This window comes from Ornatilinea apprima, assembly GCF_001306115.1.
GTDB classification, from domain to species: domain Bacteria; phylum Chloroflexota; class Anaerolineae; order Anaerolineales; family Anaerolineaceae; genus Ornatilinea; species Ornatilinea apprima.
This window is the reverse complement of the sequence record NZ_LGCL01000040.1, coordinates 214,343-228,460: the sequence shown is the minus strand read 5'-3', so window position 1 is coordinate 228,460 and position 14,118 is coordinate 214,343. Positions and strand designations below refer to the sequence as shown.

Below are 14,118 nucleotides of genomic sequence, written 5' to 3'. Positions count from 1 at the left end.
GCGGGGCTGAAGGGTGTGCTGCTGGCCTTTGTGTTCGACTTTCCGCCGGAGACGGGCGAGCTGGGGATCGAGCTGGTGTCGGCAGCCGGGCAGATTTTGACCCAGGTGAGCGTAGCGGCAGCGTTGGTGCGGGATGACCGGCCGGTGCCTTTCTCGTTTGCGCCGCAAGCGGCTTCGGGCGCGGGGCCGTTGGAACTGCGCGTGTTTGCCCGCAACGTGGATCTGCCGGTGCGCGTGCTGGAGCTGCAGCACTACCCGCTCTTTGGTCTGCGCCATGTCGTTACCCAGCCCTTCGCTGGTTATTTGTTTGAGTGATACCTTGAGGATTCGATTGAGCATGATTCCCGGTTTTCGATCCCGACCCAGGGTGATGGCTGTTCTGGCCAAGAAAATGCCGTCCACCATGATTGGCATTGTAAAACCGCTGGAAGTCTTGCGCAATCAAGGCCAGATTAATCTGCGCGTTTTCACTGAAAACCACGTCAAGCCCTGGCATTTGAATTGGCCGGATGTGGTGGTTTTTGGGCGCAACACCGAACCGCTGTTTGATTTTGTGCTGGAAGGCATTCTGCTCAACCAGATCCCAACCATTTTTGAACTGGATGACAACCTCTGGGAAGTGCCCCAACAGCTTGAGTTGGGCAAGTATCACCGCGCGCCAGAGCGGATTCACCAGTTGGAAAAGTATATTGCCTGCGCCGACCTGGTGCGCGTTTACAATCCGCATATCTATGCCAGAGTGGAGAAACTCAACCCCAATGTGAAGATGGTCAAAGCGGGGGTGGATTTTCGCCTCCTGCCTCCCTGGCCGGGTATTTACCGCAAGCCGGGCAAAATTCGTATCGCCTACCCCACCAGCCGTATTGAAGATGATCTCTATAGTGTTTTCATTCACGCGGTCAAGAATATTTTGGATCAATACAGTCATCAGGTGGAGTTTCATCTTTGGGGCAGCATTCCGGCAGAGCTGCAAGGGTTGCCAGCCGTAAAAGCGCACCCCAAAATCCTGGATTACAATCGTTTTTTGCGGCGCTTTTCGCGAATGGGTTTTGAAATTGGCCTGGCTCCTCTGGTCGATAATCCCTTCAGTGTTTCCAAGACCAACAATAAATTCCGCGAGTATGGCGCGAGTGGTGTGGCGGGTGTCTATTCCAACATTGGCCCGTATGTGGACAGTGTGGAAGATGGCGTCACCGGCCTGCTGGTGCGGAACACGCAGGAAGCCTGGCAGGACGCGATTGAGAAGTTGATTCTCAACCCCACCCTGCGCCAGCAGATTCAGGTGAACGCGCGCCAGGTTGTGGAACGCGACTATAATCAAAAAGAGGTTGTTCAAACTTGGCGCGAAGATTTGCGGACCGTATTGGGTAAAACCAAAACCGAGTGGAACGCCAAAATGGAAATCCCGCTGCGCCTGGAGCAGAATGTGTGGTCTGGGCTTCGCTTCCACAGCCGCCTGCCCGTCTACGGCGTGCTGAAATTGGAAATTCAAACCCGCCAGCACGGCCGCCCGCTGCGCGCGCCGATCAACCAGTTCTTCTCCGACACGAAAGAAGTGGAATTTCGTTTTACGGCTGTGCAAGACGCTGTTTATAAAGCGCGCGATATTGTGGTTACCCTCTCAGGCAAGAAAAGCATCCTCGACCTGATGGACTGGGAGCAAACCGAAGCAGTGTACGGCGAATTTTTTGAAGAAGTGACCATAGAAGAAACGAAAGAAGAAACGAATGGTGAAGAGGCCTGACAGTATGAAAGAGCGCCCCTTCATCCTTGCTGTTCTACCCGGCCTGGCTCCGTCCACTTTAATGGATGTGGTTACCCCGCTCAAGCAGTTGCAGCAAGCCGGGCAGATCCACGCGCGCGTCACCCTGGATTGGCTGACCACAACAGAGGAGGTGAACCAGGCCGACCTGGTGGTTTTCTGCCGCAATAACAACCCCGCCTATGACTGGTCAGGTTTTTGCGTGGAGAAGTGCATTCCCTATATATACGATCTGGATGACAATCTATTCGCGATTCCGGCTTCCACCCCCTTGGGCCAGTATGCCAACCGCCCCGATGTGATTGAGACGCTCAAAGGTTACCTGCGCGGCGCGGCACTGGTACGGGTGTATTCTCCCGCCCTGCGAGAAGTGGTCGCGCCGCTCAATGCCAACACCCGCCTGGTGCAGCCGCCCATCGATTGGGGCGTGCTGGACGGCCTGACCCGAAAGTCTGGCCGCGGTTTGAAGATGGTCTACCCCACCAGCCGCGGCAGCGCTGACGACCTGGCGGAGATCTTCGTTCCAGCCATTCAGCAGATCTTAAAAGACCACCCGCGCGGGGTGGAGATTTACTTTCTGGGCGCGCCGGTTCCGCGCGAGTTGAAAGCCTTTCGCCAGGTGCGGCATTGGAAATTTGATCTGGATTACGAGCAGTACCTGCGGCGTTTTTACCAGGAAGGCTTCGACATCGGCCTGGCCCCGCTTAAAGATGACCTCTTCCATCAGTGCAAAACGAATAACAAATACCGCGAGTTTGCTGCCTGCGGTATCGCCGGAATTTACTCCAAAACCACCCTCTACCAGCAATCGGTGCGTCACGAACAGACGGGCCTGCTGGTGGAAAACACCGCCGCCGCCTGGCATCAGGCCATCCGCACCCTGATCGAAAACCCGGAACTGCGCCGCTCGATTCAGGCCTCAGCCCTGCAGGACGCGCAAAACACCTACCCGCGGGAGGCTTTTGCCGGTGAATGGCTGGCCCAGATTCGCCATGTGTTGGAGGAACAGCCCATTCCCATGGCGGCCCCGGCTGATCAGAAACAGCCTGCCGCACCCCAGGGCGTGGAAGCACCCACCTCCCGGTTTGGCCGGGTAAAAAATCTGGCAGGCCGCCTGCGCCAGAACGGGATTGGATATCTGGTTGAATCAATCCGCTGGAAAATGGTAAAAGCCCAACACCAGGCGGCTTTAAAGAGAATTAATCGGGATAGAAAATCTTCAATCAATTTGTAATGCCTTTTTGCATACAATTATCGGAGCCATAAAGAAATGATTTGGGGTTGCTTTGAATATTTCGATTCATATTTCTTGTTGGAGAAATAATTGCTAACCCGAATATGTGGAAGAAGATTTTCACATTTCTGGAAATCAATATGAAAGATCAGGTCGAATTATGAATAAGACACAACCAATTTTCCAAATCCAACCAAAGAAGGTATCAGGTTTTTTAAAAAGATTATTGGTAAAAATAGATTCGATAAATGAAGAGAAATCAGGTTCTTTCCTAATTATCTTATCCTTCATAATAGGATTTTTTACTATCTATGTTACTTTATATAATGCAGCCGACGAAAGTGATGTTTTGACATTAGGTAGTTTAATTTCAAAAGGTTATATTTTATATAATGATTATTTTTCTCATCACTTTCCCTTACCTTATATTTGGACTTCAATAATAATAAAACTCTTTGGGAGCTCAATACAAGTTGCTCGATTATCAATTCTAATTTTGAGAGTTCTGATTTTTTACATTGCTATGCGATTAAGTAAGTATTATATTGTAATTGGTTTGACATCAGTAAGTTGGAGTCTGCTTTCTTATTTGTATTTGGGTAATATGGTCTTATATGATAGTTTAAGTGCAATATTCAACACTGCCGCGATTGTCGTGACAATAGCCATTCTTACAAGCAATATCAAAGATTCATTGGGGAGATACTTCTTTATTGGAATTACATCTTCGCTTTCAGTATTTTCTGATCCAACAAAAGCATTTCCATTTATTGTATTGTTTATAGGTCTTTTTGTTTATATTTTGAAAACCAATCCTTATAAGAAATTGTACCCTCAGCAACTCGTTTACAAGTTATTAATCCTAGTCTTTAGCTTTTCCCTAGTTGGCATTTTCTTTTTAGTTTATTTGCTAGCGACATCGTCATTTGATAATTTTTTTAAGGATGCAGTTCTATTTAATTATCATACCTATAGTAAATATGCTGGTTCTTTCGAAGTTAAAAATTTATTCAAACAATTCTTTAGTTTGCTTGATATTTTTAATAGAGCATGGTCCAAGAACGTCTCACCATTAATTCGAATGGATAATTTTCTAGAATTGGATTTTTCAATCTATACAGGTTTTCTATATCGATTTTCAATATTGACATTAGTGTTATTTCTGATAAGTAATAAAAATTTTCTTGCGGGATTAATTTTGTATATGTATGCTGCCACTAACCTTATGCGTGCTAATAGGTTATTCCACTCTTCGTCTTTTGTGTTATTGGCCATTTTTACTACATTTATGGTATTAGGATACTTAATGCAAGTATTTCGAAAAGGTTATCTTAATCACGGCAATTTTTCCAATAAAACAATTCATAATAAGTTGATTCAAATCGTTCGCCTAGTAGCTTCTTCATTAGTTTTTCTGCTATTTCTATGGCTAAATTTTAGAAGCTGTCAATTTATTATTAATAATTCAGAAAAATTCACTTACAATTACAATTTTTCAAATCCTATTAATTCGTCCTCTCAGTTTATCGCACTAACGTGTGGGGCTGAAGATGTTAAAATACTAAGCTACCCCCTAAATCCGCAAGTATACTTTTGGAGTGGATTAGAACCTGCTTCGAGTCAAATATTTTTGTTGCCATGGAATGCGGAGCTATATCAATCTTTGGTAATAAAAGAACTTTCAAATCAAAAAAATGTAATAATTGTTGTTGATCAAGAGGCTGTCGTCTGGGGTAAGTATAAATTTCAAGAATACGCGTCCAACCTAATAAATTTCCTTAACGAAAATTATGTTTACCTTCCTTCTGGCTATTATGTGTCTACTTCTCTTTATAAATTATGTTCAGAATAACAAATTTATAATTTATGATTGATCAATGGATGGAAATTATTATGAATTTTTTAAGAAATAAGAAACCGATCTACTAGAACAACAGATCGGTTTCTTAAAGGATCATTTTATTGGTTATTCGGTTACTTGCCGACCAGCACCCAGTTCACCATGGTGCTGTTGTCGTACCAGGTGAACCAGTACTCGTCGCTCAGGTCGCTTTCGGGGAAGCCCATCAGCTCGTTGAAGCCGGTGTAGCTGGCGGCGGTGGAATTTTTGTACTTCACCCGCTCACTGGTGATGATCGGTACCAGGTTGGTGCTGACTACCTTGACCGGTCCGTTTTGCACGTCCGCGTAGGTTTTGGTGACTGTCTGCCGGGGGCCGAGATTGAAGGTCTCTTTGTCCACCCCGGCAATGGAGATGCGCACACTGGCCGTCTCAAACGCGCTGGTGTTGGTGACCATCACGCTGGCCTGCATGGTTTTGTTGTCGTACCAGGTGAACATGTAGTTAGTCCCAACGCGCTTGAGCGGCACGCCCATCACTTCGTTGAAGTCTTTCCATGTTCCGGCCGGGAAGTGCACACGCTCGCTGGCGAAGATGTTCACGCCGTTGGTGCACACCACGCGCACCGGTCCGGCCACCAGGCCGGGGCCGGTGTAGCCGCCATTGGCCCAATAGCGTGGGGTAATCTTTTGACCGGGGTTGATGCTGTATTGGCCGCGCAGTTCGTTGCCGATATAAATGTCGACCAGCGCTATTCGATCCGCGTCCGGGTTGCCGACCAGCACCCAGGTGAGCATGGAGTCGTTGTCGTACCAGGGGAACCAGTACTCGCTGTCCAGGTCCTCCACCGGGTAGCCCAACACCTCGTTGAACCCGGTCCAGGGGGGGGTGGTGAAGTGGGTGCGCTCGCTGGCGAAGATCTTCACGCCGTTGGTGGAGACCACGCGCACCGGTCCGGCTTGCAAGCCGGGGCCGGTGGTGCCGCCGTTCTCCCAGTAGCGCGGGGTAACGCGCTGGCCGGGCTGAATGCTGTAATGCCCGCGCAGCGTGCCGCCAATGTAGATGTCCACTTCGGCGGTTTGGGATGTGCTGGGGTTGCCGACCAGCACCCAGGTATACATGGTCAGGTTGTCGTACCAGGTGAAGTAATACTCGGTGGAGAGGCGCTCGGTGGGCAGGCCCATCACCTCGTTGAAGGCCGTCCACTTGGAAGAGTCGGTGCCGGGGAAGTGCACCCGTTCGCTGGCGAAGAAGTCTTCACCGGTGGGGCTGGAGACTTTCACCGGGCCGGCCTGCAAACCGGGGCCGGTGGTGCCACCGTTCTCCCAGTAACGCGGGGTAACGCGCCCATCGGTGGGGACGATGTAGCTGCCGCGCAGTAAATCATTGATGCGCACTTCCACGTTGGGCGGTGTGCAGGTGTAAATCTTCACGTCATCCAGCCACCAACCCCAACGGTAATTGCTGATCGTATCGGTTTGCAAGCGCCATCGGAAGCGCACGGCCTGGCCGGCCAGCGAGCTGAGGTCGAGGCGCGAGGCGTGGTAACCATAATTGGAACCAGTGAAGCCGTTGCGCGACATGGAGTTGACATAGCCGGTGTAGCCGTTATTGACAAACAGGCTGGAAGCGTCAGTCCAGGTGACGCCGCCGTTGGTGGAGTATTCCACCACCCCGCCGTCCCAACCATTCTCCAGATCATACGAGTGGTAAAAATGCAGGTACGCGTTGGCGGGCAGGGTAATGGCGTTTTTCATTTGCAGCGCGGAATTGGTGCCCAGGGCAGCATCATCGCCGTAGGCGTAATGCAAACCAGAATGGGCATTTCGCCCCCAGAGACTGATATACGAGTCCCAACCCCATGCAGAGCTGGTAGCCACCCAGTTGGTTAGTCCGCCGTCAAACGTCTCATTGAAGCGTACATCCACCGGTGTGGTTACCCCATTGTCGCAGTATGGCGCGTCGGCTACATCGCTGCGCGCGGGTTTATGCATTTCTACCGCGTGAGTGGCGTTGTAGACCTGCTGGCAGTCGCTGTTGGTGATAACGGTGCTGTTATAGGGGGTGCGCCCGATCATATTGCGGCAGGCAAAATACAGCGCGTCGCCCAGGTCTTGATAATCTGAGCCGGAAACCAGATATTTGGTTTGCACATCGTAGTAAATAGCTGCTACCTTCCCAATCCCCAGCCCGGTGACGGTGTAACCGTTGAAGGAGCCGCCATCGGTAAGCAGGTAGACGGCCTTATTGCCCACACCGGCGTTCCAATGCACGCCGGCATTATCAGTGAGTCCCAGATAGTAATAGGAACTGGTCATTTTATCCGGGTCGCCGTAGATAGTGGGGTTTGCCATGCTGCGTAGCGTGCCCATGCTCAGGTCTTCGCCGATCAACCAGCGCGCGTCAGAGGCATCGCTGCCCATGCCGTTGGTCTGGTCCATAAACTCGCCCCATAAATCCGAAAAGGCTTCATTCACCGCGCCGGATTGGGCGTAATAGAAGAGCTGGGAGGAGTTCTCTGTCACCGCGTGGGTGAACTCGTGCGCGTAAACATCATCGGCCACCATGTTGTCGCCAAACACCATGTATTGGCCGTTCCAAAACGCATTTTCGTAATTTGTGCCGTAATGAACGGTGTTCTTGATGGTCGCGCCGGCGTTGTTGTAGCTGTCGCGGTTGTGATAGTTTTTGTAGAAATCGTAGGTCTGGTTGGCGAAGCGCCAGGCTGCCTGCTCGTCCGCGTCGCCGTCCGAGCAGTTGCTTTTTGTGCAGGCGGTCGACTTTTCAAGCGTAGTGGTATGCTGTGCGTCGTAGACTTTGATCACCTTGGCATCCGGCTGCTGGTTAAAGTTCAGCACCACTTCACCGCGTTGGGCGCCAATCAAGACCATTTCTTTAACTTGTGAGGCTTCTTCATTGGTGGTTACATCCACCCGCCAGACCAGTTGGGTGGGTCCGTCCATCGAGGCGAACAGTTTCGGACTGAAAATCCATAGCACCGGTTCAGAAGGTACCAGCGAGGTGATATCCAACTCATACGTTTTTGCTACCAGGTTCAGCGCGCTTTCCACTGCTGTTTCAGGCGCGATTTGCTGCTCCAGAATCTCGTCTCCCAGATCGGGCAGGATCTCGCCATTGACCGAGACGATGTTTTTGCCTTCGTCTAACTGCACCATCAGCTCGCCGCCCAGCACCGGCACGCCCTGGTAGACCTGCTGAAAGCGCTCAAAGCTGCGCTGGGTCTCATCGCTGACTTCTGCCATCAGGTTCAGCTCACCGAAGGCGTCTCTAAGGCCGAACAAATCGCCGTGTTCGCCCAAAAAAGCGCGCGCGGCGTCTTCGGCGGTAATTTCACCACCAGAGGCCGAAACAGCATCCACCAGAATAGGCTCTTCGGGCGAGGCTGCCAGAAAACGCACCTTGCCGGTTTGCTCATGCAGCGAGATTTCCAGTTTCTCCTGATCAAAGGCCTGCGGTTGTGGCGGCGGCGGTTCTTGCGCGCCTGGAGCGGCCTGCACATCGGCCGCAGACAGGAGGAATGAACCCGCCAGGACAATGCCCGATACGATGCGAAGCATCTTATGCATTCTATTTGTGATCATGCCCTCACCCTGAAATTTTTGCTAGGAAGGAATACAATGAAATTCGGGTTTTTTGCCGCAATCAGTAACAATTGATTTTGGTAAATCCCCCCCCGTAAATCTGATTGTCAAATCAATTATACAGAAAAAAATAAATATCATGGCATTTTCTGACATTTATCCTCTGGAAAGCATACGAAAATCAAAGCCTGCCTCCCTCTGGCAGAAGGCAGGCCTTGTTTGCTAGATCGACGTTTTACCGGCCGATCAGCACCCAGTTGACCATGGTCTGGTTATCGTACCAGGTGAACCAATACTCGTTGCTCAAGTCGCTTTCCGGGTAGCCCATCAGCTCATTGAAGCCAGTGTAGGCGGTAGCGGTGGGGTTCTTGTACTGCACCCGTGTGCTGGTCACAATCGGAATATCATTGGTGCTGACCACCTTGATTGGACCATTCTGCAGCCCTGTGCCAGAGGTGGCGCCATTTTCATAGTATCGCTTGGAAACCGTTTGGCCAGCGGCCAGGCTGAAGTGATCCAGGATTTCACCGGCGATCATGATTTCCACCTCCGCGATTTGCGAGGTGCTGGGATTAGCGATCATGATATTGGTTAGCATTGTTTTATTGTCGTACCAGGGGAAGACGTAGCTGGTGCTGATGCGGCTGAGCGCCATGCCCATCACCTGGTTGAAATCTTTCCAGGTTCCGGCCGGGTAGTGCACGCGCTCGGTCGCGAATATCTTTACGTCATTGGTGCACACCACGCGTACCGGTCCGGCTTCCAGTCCAGGCCCGGTGTAGCCGCCGTTGGCCCAATACCGTGGAGTAACTCTACCGCCCGGAGCGATGTCAAATTCCCCGCGCTTGACGCCACCAATATAAATATCCACCTCAGCCGTTTCGGTGGCGCTGGGGTTGCCCACCAGCACCCAGGTGAGCATGTTCTGGTTGTCGTACCAGGGGAACCAGTATTCCGTATCCAACTCTTCCACCGGGTAGCCCATCACCTCGTTAAAGCCAGTCCAGGGTGTATTCGGAAAGTGCGTTCGTTCGCTTGTGAAAATCTTGACACCATTGGTACTGATCACGCGCACCGGGCCGTCTTGCAAGCCGGGACCGGTATAGCCGCCATTCTGCCAGTAACGCGGGGTAACACGCTGGCGGGGGCCCACTGAGTATGACCCGCGCAGCACACCGCCAACGTATACATCCACCTCAGCCGTTTCGGTAGTGCTGGGGTTGCCAATCAGAACCCAGGTGTACATGGTCAGGTTGTCGTACCAGGGGAAGTAATACTCGGTGGAGAGACGCTCGGTGGGGTAGCCCATCACTTCATTAAAGGCCGTCCACTTGGTTGAATCAATGCCGGTGAAGTGCACGCGCTCGCTGGTGAAGAACAGGTCGCCGTTGGTGGAAGAGACCTTGACCGGTCCGTTTTGCAGACCGGGGCCGGTATATCCGCCGCTTTCCCAATAGCGCGGGGTCTGGCGGCCATTCACGGGAATGAAGTAGCTTCCGCGCAGGACGCCGCCAATTTCAATCTCAATATTATTGGGTGTGGCGCAGGTGTATACAATGACATCATCCAGCCACCAACCCTGGTCTTGCGTGTCATCAGGGTCGTAATTGGCATCGGTGATGATGCGCCAGCGGAAGTATACCGTCTCTCCAGCCAGTGTCGAAAGATCGTAACGCGTGGCCGTGTAGCCATAGCTGCTGCCGGTAAAACCGGGAATGCCACCCGCGGCGCTGATGGTGCCATTGTAGCCGTTGACCGTGGTCAGAGTGCTCATGTCCACCCAGGTGGTGCCGTTGGTGGAATATTCCACTACGCCGCCGTCAACGCCATCTTCCAATGAGAAGCTGTGGGCAAAGTGCAGGTAGGCCCCGGCTGGAATGAGATAAGCGCTGCTGGTTCGCAGGGAAGAGTCCACGCTGGGCAGGTAATTGGCCGCGTACATAAAGTGCAGCCCCGATTTGGCGTTTCTGCCCAGGTCGCCAACCGTTCCGTCCCACATCCAGGCTGAGCCGGTCTTGGTCCAGTTGGTCTCGCCCAGTTCGAAATCGTCCTCGAAGGTGACGTCAACGGGTTTTGGGTAGGCCGCTGCCGGGGTGCCTGAAGGGCAATAGGCCGCCGGTGATTCGGGTGGGGTCGGTGCGGTGGTGTTATCGGTCTTCATTTGCACGGCCAGGGTGGCCTTTTTCACTTCCAGGCAGTTGGCGTAGGTTACTTTATCGGCGCTGTTGGGAATGGTGAGGTTGATCTGCGCCTGGCAAGCCTGGTAAAGCTGGTCGGCCAGGTCGGCGTAGTCCGAGCCGGACAGGATGAAGTTCTGCTGCGCCTGGTAATAAATGGCGGCTACTCTGTCTTTGCCCAGGGCTGCAATGGTTTGACCGTTAAAGGTTCCGCCATCTGTCAACAGGTAAACCGCTTTGTTATTGACCCCGTTGTTGGTGTGGACGCCGCCGTTATCAGCGGTGGTGAAGAGGAAATACGGGCTGGTCATCATGTCGGGATGATTTTTGAGGGTGGGGGTCTTCATGCTGCGAACATAGCCGCCCGGCGCGTCTTCACCGATCTGCCATTTAACGGCTTCGGTGTCGGTGCCGCGCGCGTTGGTCTGGTCAATAAACTCGCCCCACATATCGGCAAGCGATTCGGCAATGGCGCCGGATTGGTACCAGGGGTAGAGACCACCGGCGGTGGTATCAATCACCGCGTGACCGTATTCATGCCCCACAATGTCATCGGCGGCCGGGTAGCCATCACCAAAGTAGAAGTTCGCTCCGCTCCAGAAGGACGTGAAACCGGTGCCAAAATTCACTTCGGCAGCCAGCGTGGTTCCATACCCATCGTAGCTGTCGCGATTGAGATGAGTCTTGAAGTAATTATATGAATCGGTCAGGTGCAGGTACGCGTTCTTCACATCAATATCGGACGAACTACTGCAGTCAGCGTTCTCGCAGACCAGCGATCCAAGGAAATAAGTGCCCGCATTGCCGTCGTCGTAGATGCGCACGCTCAGGGCGTTCCAGCTTTCTTCGTAAGCCATCAGAGAATCGCCTGTATTGGCGTCCAGCACCATGCGGTAGCCCACCGGCAGCCCTTCCACCGTCGCGGACAACTGCCAGGCCAGCCGCGCTTCACCGTCACGCGATTCAAGCAGCTGCGGGCTGTAAATCACCAATTCCGGCTCGCTGACCGAGACCAAGTCCGCTTCCATGCCGAGGTAGTCCGCGGCAAGCTGGCGCGCCTGGCTGGCGATTTCATCTGCCGATAACTGCGGGTCTGTGGATAGTGTCAAGTCGGGCAGAATTTCGCCATTGACGGTAATCACATTGCCGTCGGCATCCATTTGCACGTTTAATTCGCCGGCCATCACCGGTACGCCGTTGTACGTTTGTTGGAAGCGCACAAACTGCCGCCCGTTTTCCAGGGAAGATTGGCGCGCCATTTGTAGTTCTTCCCGCTGGTCGCGCAGGCCAAATAAATCACCCTGCTCGCTTAAAAACGACCGCGCGGAATTTTCATATCCATTCGCGTCGAAAGCTCTTAACCCTGCCCCGGTGGAAATCGGAGTACTGGCATCCACGCTGAGAAAGCTCACCTTTCCGGTGGCTGAATGCTGTACCAGGTTGGGGTGAGCCTGGTCAAATCCGCGCGGGGTAACCGGGGGTTCCGGCCCAGCCAGAACGGGACTTGTTGGCGCCATGCCCATCAACATGGTCGCAAGAAGGAATACTGTCAGGGTCTTCGATACCTGATGATGTTTGAAAGCTTTCATTAAAATCACCTGCCTTATTTCAAAGCGCTTATTTCAAGCGGATTTCACCCAAATCCAGAGATTGGTCAGCTGGCGATGGGCCAACGACGAGCACATAATTGCCAGGGGCGAGATCGGCTAAAACAAACCATCCGTCCTCATCCACCTGGCCAGCGGGTTCGGCATACGCATCCAGGGTGAAAAATCCCTTTCCAGAGTCATTTTCATAATAGTCTGCCAGATACACCGACAGGCTTGTTTCCTGCCAAAAATCTTGTATATTGGTCACGCGCCCGCTGACAACACATTTCCCTGGCTGTGGGGCGGGCGCTGCTTTCTCCACGGGCGGGGGCGAACAGGCCGACAGAACCAGGAGAACCAACACCAAGAGCCAGATGGGCTTTCGCAGCTGCGCCTTAGTCCGCGGGTTTGGCATAGGGTATCGCGCCATAATCATCGCCTTCAGTAATGAGACCACCAGCTGGGTTGTTGAGTGTGCGCTGCACGCGCGCTACAGCGACGATCGGAACATTACTTTCAATCACCACCGCGCCTTTGAAGTATTGGTCTTGCGGATTGAGCAGCCCAGGTGCGGCGTTGGCGTTGGTGGTCCGTTTTGCTTTTACCGGCAGCGGGTTGGAGGCAGAAGCCAGGGTATGGGTAACCGCGCGCGTACCGTTTTCATAGAAGTACACCGCGTTCACTTCGGTGGCAGCCGAGTCGCTGGCGTTCATCACCGCGATATAGGTCTGATAGCTGTTGTCGCTGCGTGTCCATTCGCCGTAGGGCAGCACCATGCGGTATTTGTTGTCGCTGCCCAGCCACTCGGAGCCGGGTTGGGAGAAGCCGTTAATGGTCGCCGCGAACCCCGAATTGTCGGTGGTGCGCACCACAACCGATACCGGCTGTTGAGATGAGGTTACCAGCGCCGAGTAGTTACTTCCCGCGGCGATGGCGCTGCAGCTATCTACTGAAATGGAGTCACCCGGCGCCAGGTTCAACCCGCTAAGGTTGGAATGCGCCCCGCTCAGCGTGCCGTTGGCGTCGAAGTATTCGATGCTGAAACTGCTTAACGTGCCGCTGCCTGTGTTTTGAACCAGCAGCTCCGTAGAAAGCTGTGACCGTCCAAAATTGCAAGCCGCGTTGGGGATAAAGACCTCGTTGTCTCCAGCCGCTTCTCCTTGATAAGCGTAGGTTTGCGAGCTGTCACCCGCAAAATCTTGCACGGCGGCGATGATTTTTTCACTGCCGCCAGTAGTGATCACCACCGAGCCAATGAAATTGTCGCCTAGCGCGTTGAAGTCAGTACTGGCCAGGTCAAACACCAGGGACGCATTGCTGTATACCTGATTAGCGGCGGGTGTGATGGTCTGGCTGTACGTCCCGGAATTGCTGAAAAATTGAAAACTGACAGAGGCAGGAGCCGTGTGCAGGTTCTGCACGCTGATGCGGGATGAATAGCCGTCAGCGTTGCGGCGCGCGACCGGAATGTAGAATTTGCCGACCCCGGCATCATCAATCGTGAATGATGAATAGACGATCATGCTGGTTTCCGGGGTGGATTGGCGGTAAATAGCGATCACCTCGCGGTCCGAGCTGATCACCGCGCCGCCTTTGAAGTTTTCATCCAAAATGGTGCTCCCCACCAGAATCGAAACCGATTCATGCGGGATGAGCGTTCGCAGCGAGCTGGGAATGACGTTGTTGGGGTCATCGCTGCCGTAATACACAATATTATATTCGGTGGTATCCGTGTCGCTGGGGTTGTAAACGACAATGCTGGAAGACCAGATCGACGTGTGGGTGGGAGAGGCTTTCGCCGGCTGGATTGGACTGAAAACCAGTCCGGCCAGGAATGCGATGAATAAGATTCCAGTCATTCTTTTCATAAAGATACTCCTCTACAAAACAAACCATCAAATTTACCTGCAAAAT

At 52.6% G+C, this 14,118-nt stretch carries 8 protein-coding genes; 4 read left to right on the top strand and 4 right to left on the bottom strand.

The genetic code is table 11. The annotated features are described in order from the left end of the window. The 4 genes from ADN00_RS20070 to ADN00_RS16850 form a co-directional block, all read left to right on the top strand. A partial coding sequence (locus ADN00_RS20070) for a hypothetical protein (protein WP_160317558.1) occupies window positions 1-315 on the top strand: 315 nt, incomplete at its 5' end. Between the two features lie 22 nt (window positions 316-337). Then, the gene (locus ADN00_RS16860; protein WP_236691534.1) at window positions 338-1,744 is read left to right on the top strand and encodes a glycosyltransferase; all 1,407 of its coding nucleotides are present in this window, start codon (window positions 338-340) and stop codon (window positions 1,742-1,744) included. Window positions 1,745-1,748: 4 nt separating this feature from the next. Next, entirely contained in the window at window positions 1,749-2,996 is a 1,248-nt protein-coding gene (locus tag ADN00_RS16855; protein ID WP_075064173.1) for a glycosyltransferase, read from the top strand. Between the two features lie 160 nt (window positions 2,997-3,156). After that, on the top strand, window positions 3,157-4,848 hold the full coding sequence (locus tag ADN00_RS16850; protein ID WP_075064172.1) for a hypothetical protein: 1,692 nt from the start codon (window positions 3,157-3,159) through the stop codon (window positions 4,846-4,848). Between the two features lie 122 nt (window positions 4,849-4,970). Here ADN00_RS16850 and ADN00_RS16845 read toward each other — a convergent pair whose 3' ends face one another. The 4 genes from ADN00_RS16845 to ADN00_RS20065 all read right to left on the bottom strand — a co-directional run bounded on the left by ADN00_RS16845 (window position 4,971) and on the right by ADN00_RS20065 (window position 14,072). Further along, the gene (locus ADN00_RS16845) at window positions 4,971-8,414 is read right to left on the bottom strand and encodes a M4 family metallopeptidase (RefSeq protein WP_075064171.1); all 3,444 of its coding nucleotides are present in this window, start codon (window positions 8,412-8,414) and stop codon (window positions 4,971-4,973) included. 259 nt (window positions 8,415-8,673) lie between these two features. Further along, on the bottom strand, window positions 8,674-12,204 hold the full coding sequence (locus ADN00_RS16840) for a M4 family metallopeptidase (protein ID WP_075064170.1): 3,531 nt from the start codon (window positions 12,202-12,204) through the stop codon (window positions 8,674-8,676). Window positions 12,205-12,232: 28 nt separating this feature from the next. Further along, on the bottom strand, window positions 12,233-12,472 hold the full coding sequence (locus tag ADN00_RS19890; protein ID WP_152966401.1) for a hypothetical protein: 240 nt from the start codon (window positions 12,470-12,472) through the stop codon (window positions 12,233-12,235). A 127-nt stretch (window positions 12,473-12,599) separates the two neighbouring features. Beyond that, window positions 12,600-14,072: a hypothetical protein gene (locus ADN00_RS20065; protein WP_075064168.1), complete on the bottom strand. Its 1,473-nt coding sequence runs from the start codon at window positions 14,070-14,072 to the stop codon at window positions 12,600-12,602. Window positions 14,073-14,118 lie beyond the last annotated feature (46 nt).

Excerpts from the sequence above, each read along its gene's own strand:
- ADN00_RS16860 (WP_236691534.1), top strand. The coding sequence starts at position 338 with ATGATTCCCGGTTTTCGATCCCGACCCAGGGTGATGGCTGTTCTGGCC.
- ADN00_RS16855 (WP_075064173.1), top strand. The coding sequence starts at position 1,749 with ATGAAAGAGCGCCCCTTCATCCTTGCTGTTCTACCCGGCCTGGCTCCG.
- ADN00_RS16850 (WP_075064172.1), top strand. The coding sequence starts at position 3,157 with ATGAATAAGACACAACCAATTTTCCAAATCCAACCAAAGAAGGTATCA.
- ADN00_RS16845 (WP_075064171.1), bottom strand. The coding sequence starts at position 8,414 with ATGCTTCGCATCGTATCGGGCATTGTCCTGGCGGGTTCATTCCTCCTG.
- ADN00_RS16840 (WP_075064170.1), bottom strand. The coding sequence starts at position 12,204 with ATGAAAGCTTTCAAACATCATCAGGTATCGAAGACCCTGACAGTATTC.
- ADN00_RS20065 (WP_075064168.1), bottom strand. The coding sequence starts at position 14,072 with ATGAAAAGAATGACTGGAATCTTATTCATCGCATTCCTGGCCGGACTG.